Annotated in this window: 20 protein-coding genes and 2 pseudogenes; 19 read left to right on the top strand and 3 right to left on the bottom strand. The window is 39.4% G+C overall.

Annotation, left to right across the window (positions count from 1 at the left end; all coding sequences use genetic code 11):
- Positions 1 to 68: 68 nt before the first annotated feature.
- Positions 69 to 2,498 (top strand): eCIS core domain-containing protein, encoded by a 2,430-nt coding sequence (locus tag NSTCB13_RS16485; RefSeq protein WP_448273029.1) that lies wholly within the window; start codon positions 69 to 71, stop codon positions 2,496 to 2,498.
- Between the two features lie 190 nt (positions 2,499 to 2,688).
- Here the strand turns inward: NSTCB13_RS16485 and NSTCB13_RS16480 are convergent, their stop codons facing one another.
- Positions 2,689 to 3,102, bottom strand: a complete 414-nt coding sequence (locus NSTCB13_RS16480; protein ID WP_448273028.1) for a helix-turn-helix domain-containing protein — start codon at positions 3,100 to 3,102, stop codon at positions 2,689 to 2,691.
- Positions 3,086 to 3,385: a type II toxin-antitoxin system HigB family toxin gene (locus tag NSTCB13_RS16475; RefSeq protein WP_229491080.1), complete on the bottom strand. Its 300-nt coding sequence runs from the start codon at positions 3,383 to 3,385 to the stop codon at positions 3,086 to 3,088. The genes NSTCB13_RS16480 and NSTCB13_RS16475 overlap by 17 nt, the downstream gene beginning before the upstream one ends.
- A 132-nt stretch (positions 3,386 to 3,517) precedes the next feature.
- Between NSTCB13_RS16475 and NSTCB13_RS16470 the strand changes: the two genes are divergently transcribed.
- The 15 genes and pseudogenes from NSTCB13_RS16470 to NSTCB13_RS16400 form a co-directional block, all read left to right on the top strand.
- Complete coding sequence (locus tag NSTCB13_RS16470; protein ID WP_448273026.1) at positions 3,518 to 3,943, top strand: hypothetical protein; 426 nt, start codon at positions 3,518 to 3,520, stop codon at positions 3,941 to 3,943.
- A gap of 129 nt (positions 3,944 to 4,072) precedes the next feature.
- Complete coding sequence (locus NSTCB13_RS16465) at positions 4,073 to 4,267, top strand: hypothetical protein (RefSeq protein WP_448273024.1); 195 nt, start codon at positions 4,073 to 4,075, stop codon at positions 4,265 to 4,267.
- A 149-nt stretch (positions 4,268 to 4,416) separates the two neighbouring features.
- The gene (locus NSTCB13_RS16460) at positions 4,417 to 4,809 is read left to right on the top strand and encodes a hypothetical protein (RefSeq protein WP_448273023.1); all 393 of its coding nucleotides are present in this window, start codon (positions 4,417 to 4,419) and stop codon (positions 4,807 to 4,809) included.
- A gap of 279 nt (positions 4,810 to 5,088) precedes the next feature.
- Positions 5,089 to 5,745, top strand: coding sequence for a hypothetical protein (locus tag NSTCB13_RS16455; protein ID WP_448265581.1), 657 nt, complete (start codon positions 5,089 to 5,091; stop codon positions 5,743 to 5,745).
- Between the two features lie 96 nt (positions 5,746 to 5,841).
- The gene (locus tag NSTCB13_RS16450; protein ID WP_448265582.1) at positions 5,842 to 6,126 is read left to right on the top strand and encodes a LysM domain-containing protein; all 285 of its coding nucleotides are present in this window, start codon (positions 5,842 to 5,844) and stop codon (positions 6,124 to 6,126) included.
- 12 nt (positions 6,127 to 6,138) lie between these two features.
- The gene (locus NSTCB13_RS16445) at positions 6,139 to 7,299 is read left to right on the top strand and encodes a phage late control D family protein (RefSeq protein WP_448273022.1); all 1,161 of its coding nucleotides are present in this window, start codon (positions 6,139 to 6,141) and stop codon (positions 7,297 to 7,299) included.
- The gene (locus tag NSTCB13_RS16440) at positions 7,296 to 7,847 is read left to right on the top strand and encodes a phage baseplate assembly protein V (protein WP_448273021.1); all 552 of its coding nucleotides are present in this window, start codon (positions 7,296 to 7,298) and stop codon (positions 7,845 to 7,847) included. The genes NSTCB13_RS16445 and NSTCB13_RS16440 overlap by 4 nt, the downstream gene beginning before the upstream one ends.
- Positions 7,847 to 8,251, top strand: a complete 405-nt coding sequence (locus tag NSTCB13_RS16435) for a GPW/gp25 family protein (protein WP_448273020.1) — start codon at positions 7,847 to 7,849, stop codon at positions 8,249 to 8,251. The genes NSTCB13_RS16440 and NSTCB13_RS16435 overlap by 1 nt, the downstream gene beginning before the upstream one ends.
- A complete protein-coding gene (locus NSTCB13_RS16430; protein ID WP_448273018.1) occupies positions 8,248 to 10,602 on the top strand; it encodes a putative baseplate assembly protein in 2,355 nt (784 codons plus the stop codon). The genes NSTCB13_RS16435 and NSTCB13_RS16430 overlap by 4 nt, the downstream gene beginning before the upstream one ends.
- Positions 10,571 to 10,834, top strand: coding sequence for a hypothetical protein (locus NSTCB13_RS16425; RefSeq protein WP_448273017.1), 264 nt, complete (start codon positions 10,571 to 10,573; stop codon positions 10,832 to 10,834). Before NSTCB13_RS16430 ends, NSTCB13_RS16425 begins: the two co-directional genes overlap by 32 nt.
- A complete protein-coding gene (locus NSTCB13_RS16420; RefSeq protein WP_448273016.1) occupies positions 10,831 to 12,864 on the top strand; it encodes a hypothetical protein in 2,034 nt (677 codons plus the stop codon). The genes NSTCB13_RS16425 and NSTCB13_RS16420 overlap by 4 nt, the downstream gene beginning before the upstream one ends.
- 52 nt (positions 12,865 to 12,916) lie before the next feature.
- Complete coding sequence (locus tag NSTCB13_RS16415) at positions 12,917 to 13,792, top strand: baseplate J/gp47 family protein (RefSeq protein ID WP_448273015.1); 876 nt, start codon at positions 12,917 to 12,919, stop codon at positions 13,790 to 13,792.
- Positions 13,789 to 16,326 carry a hypothetical protein gene (locus NSTCB13_RS16410; RefSeq protein ID WP_448265588.1) on the top strand — a complete coding sequence of 846 codons (2,538 nt, stop codon included), beginning with the start codon at positions 13,789 to 13,791 and terminating at the stop codon, positions 16,324 to 16,326. The genes NSTCB13_RS16415 and NSTCB13_RS16410 overlap by 4 nt, the downstream gene beginning before the upstream one ends.
- Positions 16,277 to 18,715, top strand: a complete 2,439-nt coding sequence (locus NSTCB13_RS16405) for a DUF6519 domain-containing protein (protein WP_448273014.1) — start codon at positions 16,277 to 16,279, stop codon at positions 18,713 to 18,715. The genes NSTCB13_RS16410 and NSTCB13_RS16405 overlap by 50 nt, the downstream gene beginning before the upstream one ends.
- A gap of 62 nt (positions 18,716 to 18,777) precedes the next feature.
- Positions 18,778 to 19,026, top strand: a pseudogene (locus NSTCB13_RS16400) (family 10 glycosylhydrolase); the annotation flags it as partial.
- Here NSTCB13_RS16400 and NSTCB13_RS16395 read toward each other — a convergent pair.
- The gene (locus tag NSTCB13_RS16395; RefSeq protein ID WP_445627635.1) at positions 19,011 to 19,607 is read right to left on the bottom strand and encodes a hypothetical protein; all 597 of its coding nucleotides are present in this window, start codon (positions 19,605 to 19,607) and stop codon (positions 19,011 to 19,013) included. The pseudogene NSTCB13_RS16400 and the gene NSTCB13_RS16395 overlap by 16 nt on opposite strands.
- A 166-nt stretch (positions 19,608 to 19,773) precedes the next feature.
- Here NSTCB13_RS16395 and NSTCB13_RS16390 point away from each other — a divergent pair, with 166 nt between their 5' ends.
- From NSTCB13_RS16390 to NSTCB13_RS16380, 3 genes and pseudogenes are all read left to right on the top strand, one after another.
- Positions 19,774 to 20,739, top strand: coding sequence for an aldo/keto reductase (locus tag NSTCB13_RS16390; protein ID WP_445627636.1), 966 nt, complete (start codon positions 19,774 to 19,776; stop codon positions 20,737 to 20,739).
- Positions 20,740 to 21,232: 493 nt separating this feature from the next.
- Positions 21,233 to 21,586, top strand: a pseudogene (locus NSTCB13_RS16385) (DUF6671 family protein); the annotation flags it as partial.
- A gap of 361 nt (positions 21,587 to 21,947) precedes the next feature.
- Positions 21,948 to 22,238, top strand: coding sequence for a thermonuclease family protein (locus tag NSTCB13_RS16380; RefSeq protein ID WP_445627637.1), 291 nt, complete (start codon positions 21,948 to 21,950; stop codon positions 22,236 to 22,238).
- Positions 22,239 to 22,340 lie beyond the last annotated feature (102 nt).

Raw genomic sequence — 22,340 nt, 5'->3', positions numbered from 1 at the left:
TGAGGAGACATTTGTTAAGCGACTAAGCAGCACAAAGAATGGCATGTTTAATATTGAGGAATGAAACCATGACTAGTAAAAGAATTGCCCAAACTAATCAGCAGCAAAAAAGTGAGGCATCCCAGGCGAGTGGCATTTTACAGCGTGCTGCTGTTCGTTCTGTTTCGGACGCAGAGGTGCAATCAACAGAAGATAAAGAAGCACAACCATTAAGTGATTCGGCTTTTTCCAAAGACTTTAGCCGAGTGCCTATCAGCACAACTAAACCACAGCCGATTATGGCGAAGCTAATGATTGGTGCAGTGGGGGATAAATACGAACAGGAAGCGGATAGGGTAGCAAGTGAGATTGTGAGTCGCATCAATACGCCTACTTTTGTGTTGCCAGGGCAAGGTAAGGCTGTTCAGCGAGAGGTAATACAGATCCAAGATGATGAAGCGAAACTGATGCGCTCACCGATAGTGCAGCGTATGCCTAGTAAAGAAAAGTCTTACAAGATACCCGAAGGTTTTAATGAAAACGATCCTGAAGTGCAACGTTTACTTGAAGAACTTCATAATGAAACCATAAGTAAGGAAGAATGGGGAAAGATATTAAAAATTGTTAATCCCTCGGAAAAAACGTTGCAATCATTGATCACGCTAGTAAACAGCATATTAGAGCATGGTATTCTGAGCCAAAAAGTGGCACAAGAGAAAAGGATATCAATTGTTGGCAGTGTTGATAAGGTAAGTAAAAACGCTGATCAAAAAATCCCAATAGCAGTAAATAACCTAACCCTCGTTAGCGAAAACCTAGATGAAGCAAAAAATGTTGCTTTGGACTCTTTAACAGCCGAAAACAGAGGAAGTATTAGTGTCAGTCTCGAACGGCAAGACGATTTTCTACTTCGTTATTTTCCTAAAGAGTCGGATATGGTATTAAATCAAAACGAACAACAAACACTAGAACAAGACTCAAGCAACGCGCCGGAATTAAGATCCCAGATAGAAAAGCATTTGAAAGCTCAAAAAGCAGCACGACAGATTACAACTAAACTGAATAATGGGGAATTTAATAAAGTTTTATCTGAAAGAGCGCAGAATACTGTCTTGGCAATCCTTAATAAAAACGTGATTTCAAAATCAGGTGCAACAAATATTCAGGAAGGAACTACAATAGAGGCTCTTAATAATACTTCTCAGGAGCTAGGAGTTGTAGCTGATCAAATTACTCCTAAACAAATAATATCACTTCTTGTTCCTAATATACTTACAAATATTAAGTATCAAAAAGAAATTAAAAACCCGAATAATGTTAATATAAAATATGTGGATTCAAAATCTATAAACGCATTTTATAAACCCGCAGATGGCAAAAGTAATATTGAAGTAGCAGTGCAAGCCCCAGACTACCAGGAAGCAATAGCACAAGAACTGTTAAAGCAAAGAGTAATTGCTACACATATAGCAACTGCATCAGTGAAGTCAGATGAAGATAAAACTGTTCAGGGAGAGGATACAGAAACAAAAGATAACGAAGCAAGACTGATGAGGTCACCAATATTACAGCGTAAGTCTAGTGATGGTGGGATAGCTGCTACACCAAATCTGGAAGCCTCCATCAACCGAGCAAGGAGTGGCGGACAGGTGATCGCAGACAACATCCGCGAACCGATGGAGGTGGCATTTGGCGCTGATTTCAGTGGGGTGAAGGTTCACACGGATGGTCAATCTGACCAGTTGAATCGGTCAATTCAAGCGCGTGCTTTCACCACGGGGCAGGATGTGTTCTTTCGGCAGGGGGAATATAATCCAGGGAGTCGGGGCGGTCAAGAGTTGTTGGCGCATGAGTTGACTCATGTGGTGCAGCAGAGTAAGGGGACGGTGCAGGGAGAAAGAAGACGAACTAATCACCATGACCATCAAGAGAGCATTTACAGAAGATCGCCAGGAAGTCTAGTCAGCCAGATACAATTGACGACAACGGCATCCGACATGACGCACTTAGAGATATTAGATCTCAGCTATTGTGAAAAGCCTACCAGTGGACGAAGTGGAAACTTGGTTTTATTGGACAAATCATTCGTATACAAATTGTTCAAGAATGACGGTGAGTACCTGCGGGAGATGAAGGATTCCGTTGAGTTGATGAATACTGGGGCGCCAGTGCTTTTTTACAAAGGTCTGGACAAAAGGAAGGTAATTTTACCAGACAAAGAACAACTTACGATAGCCGTCCTTATGATGTATCGGATGCAAGGACAAACATTTATGTTGGCAAAAACCGGTGGCATAAGACGTTTCACCAACATTGTTGACAAATACAAGGATAACCCAGTGCAACTTAAAAACTTACAACGTTGGTTTAAGGCGGCGAGCGATGCAGGAATAAAGGATGCGCAATTTATATATGATTCAACCACAAACCAACTTTATTTCATGGATGTTCATCTGGGCGGCACCAGGGGTGGAGGTGATTGCCAGGAAATAGTCAACTATATCAATAATTTGTTGTAGATCGCTACTAATTGATTACCTCAAGATGAATGATGAACAACGCTGGCAAATTACGGTGATCGCTAGCCGCTTACTGTAGATGGTAGTGCGATCGCCCTTGTAGTGACTGTCTTAAAAGTTGAGCGATCGCCCATTTATGAAGGTTGATGAGGGTGCGATCGCCCCATCTAGTAACGATATTCTTAAAAGTTTAAAAGTCAACAGATGTGAGGGAAAGTCCAGAATAATGCTCATTAAAAAACTTAGCTAAGGATTCAGCTTCAGATTGACTAATTTTCCGTTCACCATTAACTACTTCCCTAACAATCTCAACAGAGCCAAAAACCACGACTAAAGAAGTTGGCTGCACATCAAATTCATGCATCAGAGATTCCAAAGTAGCCACAGGTTTTGATTCACCCATAGGATAATGACATAACTCGTAATTCTCAATCAGAAGAACCAACAATTCAAAAAGTGTAGTTTCAGCCTCTGTCAACTCACCAGACATCATGCTCTCTACTACTGTTAAGGCTCTGTTATACTCCTGTTCTGTTTTAATTGGTTTAGGTTGATACTGGATCAGTAACTCAGTGTATGTTTTTTGACTAGAAGTAGGGGTCATCTTTCCACCTTTCTTTATCGTATTCAGGATGGGTAAGAACGTATTTAATAAAAACTGTCTGGCTGGAATATCTAATGTCTACAATCAAACGATAGTTATTACCTTTGATGTTAAACACTGTAAAGTTACCAACCGCTTCTGCCTTTGGATATCTTTTCTGAACATCCACTAAATTAGACCAGTTTGCTTTAGACGTAAACTTGTACCAATCATTAAGAGCATCTTCAGAATCAGCGTGTTGAACCCAGAATTCCCGCAATTTCACTTTGCTGATTACGTGCATTCCTAAAGTTAGAAATTTATGCTAATCATAGCACTGATTGAGAGTCACGCCAGGGGAATAGGGCGATCGCAGTATCTCTATTAAGGCGCGTAATAGATTCTACAAAGACTTTTATTTTCTCAACAAAAACCCATGTTAGACTTTATTCTGATTAGTGGCGATCGCGCCATATTCAACCCCATCTTTGGCAAAGCAATAGTTGTAGTACGTCCTGGGTTCTTAACTGGTACTGGGAGAGCTACGGTTAACAAAAAAACTATTTGCATCGATGGCGACGAGAAAAAAGTCATTGTTCCTGCTTGTCCTTACACAAGTCCACCTTTTGTCATCCCAGGTATGGGAATACTTTTTATTCAATCCTTAGCAGCTAATCAAAAATCTAAAAAAGTTAAATCTAAGGGAAAAGCAGTATTGCTCAAAGGTAATACATTCAAAGCAAAATTTCAGGTAATGGTTCCAGCTACCCAACCAACAATACCACCAGAACCAGACACCACTCTCCAATATTCCGGCACGGGAACCTTTATGACTACTAATTTTAGAGCCAAAGCAACTTGACAAAGCTTAGTAGATATGCGGCGTATTGTACTCGTATTTAGACTGCGATCGCCAATCTTATTGTTTACATTAATCTATGCAATTCCCCAAATTATTACCAGAAAATACAAATAAATTAGGAATATTTTTATGTCTCACTTTCCCCGTGCGCCATGCTTATTAAAAGGAACGATCGCCATCCTTGATGCTGTTAGCTTTTTGCCCAAAGGAATAATCGTATTGCAATACAATTCCGAAACACTCAGACGCACTTTACAGGTACGGAGTGCGGGTTCTGAAAGAAGCGATCGCCTCATCTTCCAAGCTATTGTAGGGACTGTGTAAAATAAATGCGATCGCACAGGTAAAAAGAAATTGAGCAAATGCGATTTCACGCATTATAAGTTTATAAATCAGAACTAGAGAGTATCTGAACAAAGGAAAAGTAAGCTAGAAAGAGAGTGCTGATTAATAATAGTATGTGAGGTAATGAAATGAATTTTGCAGATATATTTACAATTGCTAAAAACTTTCCCTTAAAAGCTATAAAAGGCTTTTTAATTGGCTGCTTAATAGGACTAATCGCATGGTTTGTAAGTAGTAGTTTTTCAGGTAAATTGTATTATCCTATGTTATTTATTGGTTCTGCTGGAGTTGGGGTATATTGTAGTTTGTTTTATTCAAATAAATGGACAAAATTTGGAGTAATTCTTTTATTTACCATTCTGACTTTCATAGCAATGTGTACCAATATCAGAGATTTTTTTGGAGGAAACGAGAAAGAACTTCTAAGTTATATAGGAGCCTACGGTTTTCTTTGCCTCATCTTTGGTGGTGGAATAGATAGTATAATTACTTGGAGTAAAGATGAAAATCAAAAAACTTGATGCATACAGACAGTAATTGATTACCAATGTTGCATGGAACCAAAGATGATGTCATCAAACAATTTAAAATTTTAGACAGTGGGATATCTAATCATGTAGCGACGGTCTTAAAAGAATGCGATCGCTCTTACAGGAAACGCAAATTATAGCTTAGATAGCCATTACCACAATTAAGAGTTACGGCTTTTAAGGGTGCGATCGCCAATTTTCTCGTTTACATTAATCTATGCAATTACCCAAATTAGTACCAGAAATCACAAATAATTTAGGAATAATTTTATGTCTCACTTTCCTGGTACGCCAAAGACATTAAAAGCAACGATCGCCATCCTTGATGCTGTTAGCTTTTTGCCCAAAGGAATAATCGTATTGCAATACAATCCCGAAACACTCAGACGCACTTTACAAGTACGGAGTGCGGGTTCTGAAGGAAGCGATCGCCTAGAAGCTTTGCGTCTAGTTGCACCACCTATGGAAACAATTCAACTAGAGGCAGAAATTGATGCTACAGATCAACTGGAGTTTCCTGCAAAAAATCCAGATACAGTGTTATTTGGCATATACCCCCAATTAGCAGCCCTAGAAACCCTGATCTATCCTAAAAGTAGCCAAATTCAGACAAACAATCAACTCGCCCGTACAGGTGTTTTAGAAATCTTACCAAATGAGGCGGATTTAAGTGTATTTATATGGAGCTTAAATCGTGTAATGCCAGTACGCCTCTCTGAGTTCAGCATTACCGAAGAAGCATTCGATTCTAAACTAAATCCCATTCGTGCCAAAGTCAGTTTAGGTATGCAAGTATTAAGCACAAATGATTTGAGATTTGACCATAAAGGCAGCAGCTTGTTCAGAGTCTATCACAAGCAAAAAGAGAAATTAGCTAAGGTAAACACGGCTGCGACTGTTATCAAGACTGTTGCTTCTTTATTATAAATTTGGCTAGTTTCAACCATGAGTTATTTCATCTGTAAGTTTCTCAAAAATATCTCGGTAAATATAGATTTTTAGTTGTAAAATAAAAAGAGTAAAATGTTTACTGAAAGCAGTCGTTACTACGATATAGAAATTGCCAAGTGGCAAACAACATCAAATAAAACTATCGTTTACCTCCGGCGGAGATTTTTACCGTCATCACAGAGGTTTGAAATTTTTCAAGAACATCAAGTCAGCGAAGGCGATCGCCTAGATAATATCACTGCAAATTATCTACATGACCCGGAAGTTTTCTGGCATCTATGCGATGCTAACAACGCTATGCACCCTGATGAATTGACTGCCCAAATTGGTCGGCGACTACGTATTCCCCCGATCTAAAAAGGTTAACTTATGCCTGACTCAGATATTCGCCTAAAACTCATGATTGGTAGCACCATACCAACACCTGCACCTTATGAAGTAATAGATGCGCTGATAGACTTAGAAGTGACTCAGCAAGACCGCGATCGCAGTGCCTTTCAAATGACCTTTAGTCTGAGTAAAGAATTAAAAAACTTTTCAGATTATTGGTTACTTCAAAAAGATATTTTGAATCCTCTCAATCGAGTTGTTATTCAAATCATAGTTAATGTAAAAGTCGGTGTAAGCCGTAGTCTTCAAAGCCCTATATTAATTGACGGCATTATTACCGATCATCAAATTGCACCCAGTAATCAACCAGGGGAATCAAGGCTAATAGTTACTGGTGAAGATATTAGTCTTATGCTCGATCTGGAAGATAAAAATGAAACTTACCTAAACTTATCTGATTCTAGAATAGTTAAGCAAATTTTACAAAAATATAAAGTTAAATATGGGCTGACATTAGATGTACAAGATACTACTAAAGATTTTGCACCCAAAAAAGAAGAACAAATTACCACTCAGCAAAGTTCAGACTTACAGTTTATTCAGAAACTAGCTCTACGTAATAGTTTTATTTTTGAAATCAAGCCCGATAAAATTCCTGGTAAAAACATTGCTTACTGGGGTGAGGAAAAAAAGAAAGTTACTCCTTATCAACCAGCATTGTCAATGAATATGGGGGCGTTTACCAATGTAGATTCATCTATAAACTTCAATTTTAATGCTCTAGAATCTATTAAACCTCAAGCATCAATTAGTGATGAAAAAACTGGAACATCAATTTCGGTTCAGGTTCCTAAATCGCCCGGCCAAGCTTTAGCTAATAAGCCTGCTAAATCATTACGAACAGAAGTGCTACGTAGCACCAATAAACTCGAAAAAATCCTCGCTCAAAAGGAAACCGAATTATTGGCCAGCCGTTCGCAGGAGAATGCCGTAACTGCTAGTGGGGAAGTAGATATTGTTCGCTATGGTTATGTCTTAGAAGTGCGTCAATTGGTGGGAGTGAGGGGTGTGGGAAAAACTTACGGCGGTTATTACTACGTCAAACAAGTAACACATCGCATCAAGCGTGGCGAATATAAACAAAGTTTCACCTTGAAACGCGAGGGACAAGGTGCAACAATTCAGATGTTAAAAGTATGAACCAATCAAAACTTGATACTTATGGAAGTATAAATCAACAAAGACCTTCTTTTTACGGCAAATACCGAGGCGTAGTATTTAACAATGATGACCCGTGGAAGATTGGTCGCGTACAGGCAAAAGTGGAAGAAATTTTTGGCAACGATCCTAGCGGTTGGGCATTACCTTGCGTTCCCTATGCAGGTCAAGGAGTTGGGTTATTCTTGATTCCACCCAAAGGTGCTTTAGTGTGGATTGAGTTTGAAAACGGAGATCCTGACTACCCCATTTGGAGTGGCTGCTTTTGGGCAGATGAAAAGGTTCCAAACATAGTACCAGCTAATCCTTATGACCCAGAAACTAAGGTACTTAAAACCGATATTGGCAAGATTGAAATTAATGATAAACAAGGTAAGCAAAGCATAACTATCGAAGCCAAAATCGGGAAGCAAACTATGAAAATAGTGATGAATAATTCAGGAATTGAAATCAATAACGGAAAGAGTGCGACCGTGAATCTAAATGGTAATAAGGTATCGATTAACAACTTTGATTTGGAGGTAACTTAATGCCAGAATATCTCGTAAATCTACCCAGGCAAAAGAATGTAATCAACATCGATTTTCCCTTCCATTTCGATATAAACTATCACACCGCCAGCACCAGTGATGAAAATCAACACATCCGCGACTTAATTGAACAATTACTGTTTACTACTCCCGGCGAACGAGTCAACCGCCCAGATTTCGGCAGTGGTGTATTGTCTTTAATTTTTGCACCCAATAGCCCGGAACTAGCAAAAGCTATGGAAATTACTATTCAAGCATCTATTGAGCAATGGTTGGGTGATTTAATCGATTTGCAAACTTTGGAAGTAACAAGCGTTGATTCCAGTCTTTACATAGTGGTGGAGTATTTGGTGCAAAGTTCTGGGGAGACACAAACAGCTACTTTTAGGACAACAGTGCCATGAATAGCCACACCTTAACTTACCAAAACGAACAGCGCCGCCAAGAAATCCGTAGGCAAAGAAAAAACGGGCTAGATTATGTAGAAGTTAGCGATGATTTGCGATCGCGTAGCGGCTCCTTCGGAGCATCGCTATATGTCTACTTTTTAGGTTCGGTACCAGAAGACTTAAAAAAAGAGAATCTCCAGATTAAAGGCGGCCAGCGCATCCGCCATCTTCATGTGACTAATATACAGATAGAAAGTCCTCAAAATTGTGAGAGTTACTTAAGAGTTAATCTTGACCAACCAGGTGATTTCTCTGTGTATACTTTGCGCTTGGTGTCATTAGATGAACAGGGCAAACCCACAGATCAACCATATCCCAATTTTGACCCGCGCTACTCCCAAGTAGAATTTAAATTCCGAGATGGCATCTGTAACACTGACATGGATTGCAAGCAAGAGCAAACTTGTCCGCCACCACAATTAGTTGAACCAGCTATCAACTATTTGGCCAAAGATTATGCTAGTTTTCGCCAGTTGATTTTAGATCGCCTCTCCCTAGTGATGCCGGATTGGGAAGAACGTCATGTTCCCGATTTAGGAATTACTTTAGTGGAAATCCTCGCTTATGTTGGCGATTATCTCAGTTACTATCAGGACGCTGTAGCCACAGAAGCTTATCTAGAAACTGCCCGTCAACGGATTTCTGTTCGCCGTCATGCCCGCCTCATCGATTATCCGATGCATGAAGGCTGCAATTCACGTACTTGGTTGTGGCTAGAAACAAGTGATGATATTCCCCTGGAAACAAAAAATTTCTACTTTATTACTAGTTATAATAATGCGCCTTCCCTTGGGACTGTCTTGAAAGATAGTCTTCACCTAAATCATATTTCTCCTAGTAGTTATGAAGTATTTGAACCGCTAACGCCCTTAGCGATTGATCTCTACAAGGCTCATAACAAAATCCTATTTTATACTTGGGGCAATGGTTCATCCTGTCTTGACCGTGGTTCCACAACCGCTACATTAATGGATGAATTTATAGCTACACAGCCAGGAAAGGCAAATTCCTCTAGTTCCCAATTTCTTGAACATCAGCGAAAATTGCACCTAAAAATTGGTGACATTCTCATTTTTGAAGAAATTAGAAATCCGAAAACAGGTATCCCAGAAGATGCAGATATGAAGCATCGCCATGCAGTCCGCCTGACAAATGTCAAGCCAAGTGTAGATGAACTTTACAATCAGCCAATTATAGAAATTGAATGGGCAGAAGAGGACGCATTACCTTTTCCCCTTTGCATTTCGGCAATAGTACCACCAGACTGTCAGTTAGTTGATATTAGTGTTGCCAGAGGCAATGTAATTCTAGTCGATCATGGACGTACTATTAAACTGGAAGATTTAGGAACTGTACCAGGAAAAGAGATAATCCAGGGATGCCAAGAAGAAGGCGAACCTATAGAAATTTTAGTAGTTGGCGATCGCTTCCGTCCTACCTTACAAAAAACGCCTTTAACTTTCAGCCAACCTCTGTCCAGAAAAAACCTCACCCAAGATGCTAAAAGTATCCTAATTCAAGACCCCCAGCAAGCATTACCCCGAATCCAACTTACGAATACTGGAAATAACTCTACTTGGACTCCCCAATACGACCTCATAGACAGCAACAACGAAGATCAACATTTTGTTGTGGAAATGGACAACGATGGACAAGCTCACTTGCGTTTTGGAGACGGTGAATTAGGAATCAAACCAGCAGCCAATACTCACTTTCAAGCAACTTACCGGGTAGGTAATGGACTTGCAGGTAATATTAGTGCTGAAGCGATTTCTTATATTGTTTTTCACAATGAACTTCACAATGAACTTCACAATGAACTAATTAGTGGTTCGACATTGCAGCCACACCAGCCCTTCCCCGCTCAAGGTGGGACAGCACCCGAACCTCTATCTCAGGTGAAATTATATGCACCGCACCTATCTCACAAAAAATTAGAGCGTGCCATTACTGCTGATGACTACGCACAATTAGTAATGCAACATTTCCCAACAAAAGTTCAACAAGCAACAGCCACCTTACGCTGGACGGGCAGTGGGTATGAAGTCTGGGTGACAGTAGATCCCTTCAAAAAAGAAACGGTAGATCGCAAATTACTGCAAAATATTACCACAGACCTAGAAAAATATCGTCGCATTGGTCATGATGTCATCGTTCAACGAGCAGCATACGTCTGTTTAGATATAGCGATGAGAGTTGATGTCAAATTTGACTATTTGCGCGGTCATGTCAAAGCTGCTTTACTGGATATTTTCAGTAACCGGATTTTAGCTGATGGGTCGGCGTGGTTTTTTCCATCCCGATAACTTGACTTTTGGGCAAGGAATTGCATTAAGTCAGATTGTAGCTCAAGCTTATAGTGTTCCAGGCGTTGAAAGTGTCTCTATAACTAAATTAGAACGTCTTTTTGCAGGTGACAATCAGGAGATTGAAGCAGGTTTTTTACCCATTGGTTCTTCGGAAATTGCCCGACTCGACAACAACCCCAACTTTCCCGAAAACGGTAAATTTACACTCGATTTGCGAGGTGGCAGATGAAATTGAGTTGTAGCTGTAACTGTCATAACTATAAACCAAGCGATCGCTCTAGTTGTGGTTGCTGTGAAGGTGTTGAAATTCTCACTCCCACATCAGTAGCAAATCAACTTGGTTTTTCTACCCTAGCTTATCGAGTTGGAACCCATGCAAGCTTTTTCGAGACAATGAAAGCGCGTTTGGGCGACAGCAAGTTTCCCTCGCTCAAACATTTAAAAACCCGCGATCCTCAAGACACGTCTTTAGCTCTACTAGATGCTTGGGCTACTGTCGCAGACGTTCTAACATTTTATCAGGAACGCATAGCCAATGAAGGTTACTTACGTACTGCGATTGAGCGACGTTCCTTAGTAGAATTAGCTCGATTAGTAGACTATGCACATAGTCCCGGTGTCAGCGCTAGCGTTTATTTAGCTTTTACCCTAGAAGATGGTTACAATTTGGAAATACCTGTTGGTTTGAGTAGCCAGAGTATACCTGATTCTGACGAATCGCCGGAATTTTTTGAAACATCCGAAAAACTGCGAGCTTATGCCCAGTTGAATCAACTCAAGCCCCGGATAAGTCAACCACAACAAGTTAATTCAACAACCGTTACCGAAATTGATAAGATTTATTTAGATGGTATAAATGCGAATCTCAAACCTAACGATCCACTTTTATTGATCTTTGGTGATGCTAAACAATTCATTCGTAAAATTCAAATTATTGAGCCTCAACCAGAGGAAAACCGGACAAAACTTACATTACAATTACCACCAAAAGTTACACAAAAGTTAACTAATGAAGATTCAGGAAATACAAGAGAACAAAGAATAAAACTGCCATCCATACAAACTGCCAATGCTCTTGAAGATTCAGAAAATACAAGAGAACAAAGAATAAAACAATTAATCAAACTGCCATCCATACAACCTGCGAATGCTTTAGAACTGGAGCGGACAAAACAACAAATCTTCGCTCCCGAAAACATTGATATTAATTTTCGGTTAATTAATAATACTTTAAATCCCGCTTCAAACACAGCAATATATCAAATTTTAACCAACAATAAAATTAATTCTGCTAATCAGTTAAACCGAATTGAGTTTTTAGGAATCAAAGCTGCACCTTTCGGACATGACGTAGCTTTGAAGCCGATTTTTAACCAGCAAGGGCGAATTGAAAAATATGAGGAATGGCAAATTGCAGATATAAATGAGTCAATATCAAGCTCCTCTAGCACACTACCATCAGAATTACGAAATATCTTAGCTTTAGATGCTCAATATGATGGAATTACACCTGGAAGTTACCTAGCGATTGAACGTGTAGATATTAATGAAATTGAGATTTATCAAGTAATAAAAGTTGAAAATATCTCTAAAATTGCCTATAACATAGTAGGAAGAATTACCCAACTCACTTTAGATAAGCCTTGGTTAAAAGAACAGGATATATCTTTAGATGTCATGCGTAAAACCACAGTGTATCTCAAGAGTGAAGATTTGAATTTGGTGGAAAAACCAATTGACCTGAAAGATGCACCAAGCGCTCAAAATTATATATCCGATCGGATGGAAATTGAACTAGACAATCTCTACGAAAATCTCCAACCTGGACGTTGGTTAATTATCTCCGGCGAACGCAGTGATATATCTGATGTCAACGGTGTCTGGGCTAGCGAAGTTGTTATGTTAGCTGGGGTGAGACAAGATATATGTGCGAATTTATCCAATGACAAACCCCATACATTCCTGAAATTTGCTAAACCTTTAGCTTATTCTTACAAACGAGAGACTGTTACTATCTATGGCAACGTAGTCAAAGCCACTCATGGCGAGACTCATACTGAAATACTGGGCAGTGGTGATGGTACTAAAGCAAATCAACAATTTACTCTATCACTACCGCCCCTTAGCTATCTACCAGCACCTATCCCTAGTGGTGTTGCTAGCACTTTAGAAGTATATGTTAATGATGTCCGTTGGCAAGAAGTAGAAAATTTAATTGAGTTAAGTCCAACAGACCCGCGCTTATGTCACCCAAACTGATAGCGATGGCAATACAACTATTATCTTTGGCAATGGTGAACATGGAGCTAGGTTGCTTAGTGGGATTGAAAATGTCAAAGCAGTCTACCGCGCTGGCACTGGCAAAAGTGGTAATGTTGCAGCAGAAAAAATTACGCAACTGGCAATGCAACCTCTAGGTTTGAGTGGCGTACTCAACCCCATAGCAGCAACAGGAGGCGCAGACCCAGAAAGCGATTATGAAATACGCCGCAATGCACCCGTTGGCATAACATCTCTCAACCGTGCAGTTTCCGTGCAGGACTATGCCAATTTTGCGCGTACTTTTACTGGAATTGGCAAATCAAATGCTCAACGTCTTTCAAATGGTTCGGATCAAATTCTGCATATTACCATTGCTGGGGCTGATGATATTTATATTGATAGAAATTCAGATTTATATCGTAGTTTCGTGCAAGCATTATACCAGTTTGGCGACCCCTATCAGTCACTACAAATAGATATGCGGGAACTAATACTGTTAATTATCAGCGCCAATGTGCGAATTTTAGCAAATTATCAATGGTCATCTGTAGCATTAAAAATTCGCACTGCTTTGTTTAATAAATTTAGCTTTGAAAATCAGGAACTAGGAGAAGATATTGTCCTCAGTGGAGTTATCAGCACGATTCAACAAGTACCTGGGGTGGACTACGTGGATGTGGATATTTTAGATAGCGTTTCCGAAACTGAAGCTCAAAATCCAGACATTTTAAATAAAAAACTTCAACAACTGGCAAAACTAGGCATCAGTAGTGGAGATGACCAATTATCAGTACAACCAAAACAAAGAATTCCTGTAAACTTGGCTGTTTTTGATTCCACAACAAACCAACTCTTTCCTGCTCAATTAGCTATTCTCAGCCCTCAAGTGCCAGACACACTCATTCTGAAGGAGTTGAAATTATGAGCAATTCCCCAGACCGCCTTTATGAACTGTTGCCAGCCGTTTACCGCATACGTGATGCAGAACTTGGCTATCCTCTACGGGATTTATTACGTGTCATTGCTGAACAAGTAGATATTGTTGAAGCAGATATTACTCAACTCTATGAGAACTGGTTTATTGAAACTTGCCAAGATTGGGTAGTACCATACATTGGTGATTTAATTGGTTATCAAAGCGTTCATAGTTCTGGTACAAAACAGCAAGATAACAAGATTTTAAATCCTCGTCGGGAAGTAGCAAATACTATTCGCTATCGACGGCGCAAGGGGACGCTAGCTTTGTTGGAATTGCTGGCTGATAAAATAGCTGGTTGGCCGATACGAGTTGTAGAATTTGATCGGCTAGTGAGCAAAACACAGCATCTCAATCACCTGCGTTCGTCAACCTCAACAACATTAAATCTGCGTCAGGTGGATGGAATCACAAAGTTAAATAGCCCATTCGATGAATTAGCTCATACAGTAGATATCCACCATATTTCTTCACAAGAGCAACCTGGAAAGTATAATACTCCGAATATTGGTATTTTTGTTTGGCGATTAAAAGCTTATTCCATGACTCTCACACCAGCTTTTTGTTTGGAAGAAGTTAGCTCTAACTGCTACACATTTAGTATAACGGGTAACGATACTCCGCTTTACACTCGTCCCCAATTAGCAAAAGATGCAATCCAAATTGATTGCGAATTAAATTTACCTGTTCCCATTCAACGGCAAGTTTTGCAATCTCACAAAAGCGATTATTTTGATTCAAACCCAAATCCAGAAGAATTTACCAAAAGTTTGCAAGTCTGGAAAGGTGTTGGCTCAAAACTGCATCTAATCTCTCCAGAGCAAATTATTATTGCCGATCTGGGCGATTGGAATTATCAACTAGAGCAAGACTATATAGCAGTTGATCCAGAATTAGGCCGAATGATTTTTCCGATCCGCCAGTTACCAAAAAATGGTGTTTGGGTTTCTTATCATTATGGTTTCAGTGCTGATATTGGTGGTGGCGAATATGACCGAACTTTATTAGATTCTACAGCACATTTCTTACTTGATGTTGGTGATATTCAAGAGCCAGCAATTTTTAGCTCACAACAAGATGCTTCTGCATTATCCGAGTTTTTGCGATCGCAATTGTCCAGTGATACCCAAAGGCTTTTGGATGCCTACACCAGTCCTCCTCCCGAACCAGCTTTAATTGCAGCTTTGCTTCCAGAGCTAAATCAACTACTTTTAGGTAAAAGCCTTTATGATGAACAACGTTTTGCATCTATCACCTTGAGTGCCAAAACTAAACGTTTGGTTCAGCAAAATCTCCAAGGTAAAGAACTGATTCGCTGTAATCGTTTGCTATTAGAAGAAGCTTTTCCATCTCAAATCAGAAAGCATTATGCTCATTACAGCGTCAGTCAAACTTCACGAGGGTATTATCAAACTATTACTGAAGCAATCTCACAGTGGCAGCGAGATAAACCCCATAATGCTGTGATTGAAATTATTGATAGTGGTGTTTATGTAGAACGAATTAATATTGAACTGGAAAACAATCAAAGTCTGCAATTACGTGCAGCTAACCACAAGCGTCCGGTGATACGCATTCTCGATTGGAGAACTTCTTTAGGTGATGCTTTAAATGTTACAGTAGAGTCAGGAAGTTGCTTTGTTCTCGATGGTTTATTGATTACTGGTCGGGGAGTGCATATAGAAGGTAATCCTACTCAATTTGGAGATTATTCTACCTCTATTATGCAAAAACCAGCTGCGATTATTATCCGTCATTCTACATTAGTGCCGGGTTGGTCATTACATTGTGACTGCGAACCCCGACGTTCGAGCGAGCCAAGTTTGGAGTTATTTAATATCAATGCGTGCGTAACGATCGCACACAGTATTATTGGCTCTATTCAGGTTAACCAAGATGAGGTAGAGACTGACCCTTTACCCATAAATATTAGCGATAGCATTATAGATGCTATCAGTATAGAAGGTGAAGCGATCGGTGCAGCAGGTTACTCCATAGCCCATGTACGGTTGACTATTGCACGTTGCACAGTCATTGGTCAGATTCAAGCACATACAATTGATTTAGCAGAAAACAGTATTTTTAACGGCATTATATTTGTTGCTCGTCGTCAACAAGGTTGTATCCGTTTCTGCTACGTGATGCCCAACTCACGCACACCACGTCGGTATAATTGTCAACCCGATTTAGGGGAGCAAAAGATTAGACAAGAAACTGAACTAGAGGCAGAACAGTTAGATGCAAACCTGCTTGTTACCAGACATCACTTACAACCTCAATTCAACAGTATACGTTATGGCACACCTACTTATTGTCAGTTAGCGTCAACCTGTGCTGAAGAAATCAAACGTGGCGCTGATGATGAATCAGAAATGGGTGCTTTTCACAATCTATATCAGCCTCAAAAAGAGGCTAACCTACGCATCCGTTTAGATGAATATACACCCGCTAATACTGAAATTGGCATTATTTACGCTAGCTAAAGAGGATTTTATGCAAGGAGAATTTAGAGGCGATTTTACTCGTGATACCTACGACAAAAGTAAGCACTTTCTTCGAGTATTGATGCAACAAGGTAGAGTGCAATTAGATGCAGACTTCAACGAACAGACATCAATTTTACTAAATCGCTTGCAAACTTTGGCCAAAGATATATTTGGACTACAAGGTGGCCCAGAGCAGAATTGTGGCTTTGAATTTATCGCCACGGAGGAGCAAATTAATAATATTAACAATCTTAGTGAGGAAGAAAAACAAGAACTAAAGCAATTACTCCAATCTGAAAAGTATTTAATTGGCAAAGGCAACTATTATGTAGATGGTATACTTTGTGAAAATGAGGAATTTGTATCTTATCTTCAGCAGCCAGATTTTACGCCGGAAGCCACAGATACTTGTAAAGTTCAATTAAATGGAGCAACATATCTTGCTTATCTTGATGTTTGGGAACGACAGATAACCCCGATTGAAGATCGTGACGACTTCAAAATTAATATTCGTGAAGTTGCTTTAGGGGGAGCAGATACAGCAATTCGCTCTAAGTTAGTTTGGCAAGTTAAGCTCAAACAATTAAAAGATAATCAAGATATTGAAACGGTTGCGAAGCAAGTTAGTAAGGATCGTAACTATTTTCAGAGTGTACTAGGTCAAGAATTATTGAAGCCGGGAAAAGGCGAAATTATTGCCAGAATTACAAAGCCTAGTTCTACAGGAATAAACGATCCATGTGTTATTCCGTTTAATTCCAAATTTCGTGGTGCTGAAAACCATCTTTATCGTGCGGAAATTTTTAGAGTTTCTACTACTAATCAACTATCATTTGTTTGGTCACGCGAAAATAGCTCAATTGTTTTTCCTATTGTGACATCTCCTGAGAAAAATTCTTCAGTAATTGTATTCAAGTTAGAACATTTAGGAAAGGACAAAAATTCTAGTTTATCAGCAGGTGATTGGGTTGAAATCATCAATGATGATTATATACTTGGAGATAGCGATCGCCAACTACTAAAAGTTGAGCAAGTGGATCGCATTGAGAATCAAGTAATTCTCTCAGGAGATAGCAAGAGCAACACATTGCTTCCAGAAAAGCACCCTCTATTACGCCGTTGGGACTCTAAAGAAGTCGAAGTAAATTTATCTGAAGGGAGTAATAAATGGTTCCCCCTTGAAGATGGAATTGAGATTCAATTTCAAGCAGATACTCAGAATAACTTTTATCAGGTAGGTGATTATTGGTTAATTCCTGTCCGAACAGCTACTGGCAATGTAGAATGGCCTAAACAAAAAAACAAAGAAGGAAAATTAGAGCCTCAACCTCAACTACCGCATGGTATAGCGCATTATTATGCACCTCTGGCAGTATTTTTAGGTAATCCTAATAATGTAACAGTTTATGATTGCCGAAGAAAGATTGGTAGTCAAGAAAGCACTATATCACCTATAAATAATAAAAATAATAATCCTGTACTAGCGAATTATCAAGAAAATCCTGCAACACCTATTAATCAGAAAGAAACCACTACAGAAGCCATAACAGAATTCAATCGCATAATCAATGCTAGTTGGCATCACGATCAAGTTTTAGAAGCTACTATTGCAGAAGCACAGGAAAATTATAACAATGTCCCAGAGGATCAATTATTTAATTTAAAATCTCAGGATTTGAGAAATTTATTTACTAAACTAGGTTTAGTAATTCAATTTCAAAAGCCAGTAAGAATTGATAGTTTACATAAGAGTAGTATATCTGTTTTAGCTCATACGGATAATGTGTTGAAAGGTGAAGTATTTTATATATTGCCAATGAAAGTTGAGCCAGTTCAAGTTACAAAAACTGAAATAAAATCTATCCGTTGGGCAATGGGCAATGATATATTGGATAGTAATATGAATCTAATTACAGAAGTTGAACCTTTGACAAGTGAAAATAATGCTTATACAGAAGCTGTTAGATTAATTACACCTGATGATTGGTCGCAAAAAGCTGTCTTTCACCAAAATAATATCTATCAGTTTACTGTCTCATTGCATGGCGACTGGATTATGAATGAGGAACTATTGTTTGAGAGCGAAAATTTTATACAAGGAGATTTAAATAAAGGGATGATTCCTGATAGATTACGTCAGCAATTTCAACAAAAAGGAATTTCCCTTTCCTCAAATATTATTTTATTTACGGAAAAAGAAAATTTAAAATGGCGCTTAGTCGATGCATGTCAAATTTACATTCTTAAACTAGATAACAATAAATTAACAGTTAGCAAAATTCAAGCATTGGATGGTAACAATATTTGGCCTGGTGTTCCTGAGCGGTTTAGTGGAAATGGTTCTGAAGGAGGTGACTGGATAAGTATTATTCATCTCAAAACTTGACTTGCAGAAGTTGGCGCGAATGCAGGCATAAGACGGGATATTCAGAGAGTTCAGGAAAAGAAAAAATCCAATTGCCTCAAACGCCTTGGGAAAAGAAAGTAATTAGAGGAATTTATTTAACTCGCTATCAAGTTACCAATAATGCTGATGAACAAACGATTCGTGAAAGAGTTCGTTACTATCGCTCTCAAGGAATTAATACAATTATTCACGGTGTTTGGGGGAATGGTTGTACGATGTATAATAGTAAGGTTATGCAGCAAACCTTTGGGTATAAAAGTTGTCCAAACCAGTTTCAAGAACAATGGTTAAAATGTAGATAATTTGAATTAACCCATCCTGACAAACCATTAACTCTAGTATTGGGCCCTTGAACGACACTTACATAAGCCCAGATACCCTCTTGTTTCTTCAACAAAACATTATTGCCATTATCAAGACCTGCCCTAGATTGTCCATTCGGGCTATCACGAAGTGCCAGTTGCCCAGATGTAATATTCACTACATCACAATAAGTTACACCCTTGAGAGTTCCCACATTTTCAGTTGTCTCTACTAGTTGACAGCGTAATATCTGCTTATCTTTGTTGTAAATATTCAAATACATTCCTTCATTGGCATTTTCACGCCAGGAAACTGAATAAGTATAATCGCTATTTTCCCAAGTAATACCCCGATAACCATTATCACGCCAAGATGTTCCATTTTCTAAATTTATACATTTCCCCTGAGCATCACAACCTCTGTAGGTTTTGCCATTTTCTCCATCATCCAAAGTAACTGTAAATTCTCCAGCAAGGTAAGTATTCGCTTTTGCATGAGTAGCAGTTACTCCAATAAAGGAAACAGTCACAATTGCAGTCAAAAACAATACTTTTAAGCGTTTAATCATATTTACCTCTAGAATTTTCTCAAAATAAGAAAATTTTTTCGTATCGTAGATTCAACAAGTTTATCGATTTTTGTAGGTTGGGTTTGCCCAAATCCTTTGCCAGTTTTTTAGAGGAAACCTCTATAGTTGGTACAAGTAATTCTAAAACTGTCTTGAGAGAAAACTTATGGTGATTACACAAAGACGTAAACTTGGACGTTCAGCACTAGAAGTATCACCAATATCTTTTGGTGGTAACGTGTTTGGCTGGACTATTGATGAAAATAGTTCATTTGATATTTTAGATCGCTTTATAGCGGCTGGAGGTAATTTTATTGACACAGCCGATGTTTATTCAAAGTGGGTTGCAGGAAATATTGGTGGAGAGTCTGAGACAATTTTAGGAAAATGGCTCCAGCAGCGTGGTCATCGTGACCAAGTGGTGATTGCAACTAAGGTTGGCAATGACATGGGCGTTAAAGGCAAAGGGCTTTCTCGTAAACACATTCAACAAGCTGTTGAAGACTCATTACAAAGGTTACAAACTGATTATATTGATTTATATCAATCGCATATCGACGATGAAACCACTCCACTTGAAGAAACCCTTGAAACCTACGCAGAATTGATTCGTCAGGGAAAAATACGTGCGATTGGTGCTTCAAACTATAGTGCAGAGCGTTTGACACAGGCACTAGAAATTAGCCGTCAGCATGGCTATCCTCGTTACGAAAGCCTTCAGCCCCGTTATAACTTGTATGACAGAGATGGTTATGAGCAGGATTTACAACAAATTTGCCAAGAACACTCAATTGGCGTGATTAGCTATTCCTCTCTGTGCAGTGGCTTTCTCTCTGGTAAATATCGCTCAGAAAAAGATTTGTCTATTAGTCTGCGTGGTAGTTCTGTAAAAAGATATTTAAACCCTCGTGGTTTACGAATTCTAAAGGCAGTTGATCGGGTGGCAAATACTTATAATTCTACTCCCACCCAAGTTTCTCTGGCGTGGCTCATTGCTAATCCGACCATTACCGCTCCTATTGTTAGTGCAACAAAGATTGAGCAACTCAACGATATCATCAAAGCTGTCAATATAAATCTCGACCAAGATGCTATTGACCTTCTCAATCAAACTAGTTCTTCAAACAGCTAGTATGGCTACTTTGTCAGTCAACAGTTAACAGTTATTCCCCCTATCCCTCCATATAAAGAGCTTTCCTCTTTGAAAAAGGGCGGCACATTCCGATGCTTGGCTTGGGCGAAGAGGTGGGGGTGAGGGCGAGCGCGGGAGCATCTTCTCTACGAGACACTACTCGCGTTCGTTTGAATGCGCAAAAAGCACGTTTGCCTCAGCAAGATAGAGGCAGGGGATTGTCTATGGCAGATCGTATATATCTAATTAGGGGGCTTTGGGTTTGATGAACTTGAGGATCATGCGTAGGCGTAGTCCGCACAACTCTTGGAGACGCTCCGCGTAGCTTGCTTCCACGAAGTGGTACGGCAAAGTTCAGTGACCGCCGCAGGCATCGCTGCCAGTACGCTTGCTCTTAAGAAGCTCAAGCTGGTTTGCGGTGATAAACTCAGAAGAATTAGCCGTTTTAAAATTACGAAAAGCTACAAACTTAACTAATAGGGATTAGCGCAGAATGAATGACCAGCAATTATTTAATGATCGTCTGGCTGTGTTGGCGACAATGCACCAAAAAGAAAAGGTAATTGCTCCACTATTAGAACAAGAGTTAGGTATCAACGTTATAGTACCACAGGATTTTAATACTGATATTTTTGGCACATTTACTAGAGAAGTAAAACGTCCGGGAACACAAATCGCCGCAGCTAAATTCAAAGCAGAGAAAGCTTTAGAATTCACAGGAGAAAATTTAGCGATCGCCAGCGAAGGTAGTTTTACACCCCATCCATTAGTTCCTTACATTTACTGTAATAGAGAAATAGTTTTTTTCTTAGATAAAATCAACAATCTAGAAATTATTGGTCAGGAAATATTTCCTAATGGTATGGAATTTGCGAATCCAGCCCAATGTATGTACTGTAATCCGTAGGGTATCTCTACACGGAGAGGATGTGGGGGATTGGTCAAAATTGCGATTGCTGGGGGTGCGTAGCTTGCCGCCGTAGGCATCCATCGCTTAACACCTAAAATACTGCTATGGTCAATCACTACCTGATGAACTAGTATTAAAATCTGTTTGCATAACTTGACAAAACAATCACTAATGAATGTTCAGCGCAGTTAAAATTGTGGTTTCTTATATTGCAACAAAAGAATTTGCAACATGAAGCCATTGTGCAGAACTCCCATAATCTTAAATTGCGATCGCTGGAGCTATCATCAGCGCTATCTTGATTTTCCAAAGAACTAACCAACCATCCATTGCACTCACCGAAGAATGGATAGTTACCCAAGTGGCAGATGGGGACAGCATCACAGTCCGCCAAACCGATGGTAGTCAAATTGAAGTTGAGCTTTGTGGAATTGATGCCCCAGAAATGACACAGGCTCAAGCCCCAGCACAACCATTTGCTAATGAAGCAAAACAGAAACTACTCAAGCACCCTGATGGGAATACCACAGTCGCTTTACTCTTTCCCTTACCTTGTACCTGGATAAGTGCTTACCAGAATCCTATCTAAATTAAACTCCATAAGCTATTACAGTGCATTAATTCCTCTTCTAGTTTTTTAAATCAGCGAACCACCAAAGATAGTTTTTACCCTCCTGTTTCACCTATCTGA

The sequence above is a fragment of the Nostoc sp. DSM 114160 genome (assembly GCF_053470305.1).
The sequence above is the reverse complement of the archived record's forward strand: the minus strand, read 5'-3'. Positions and strand labels throughout refer to the sequence as shown.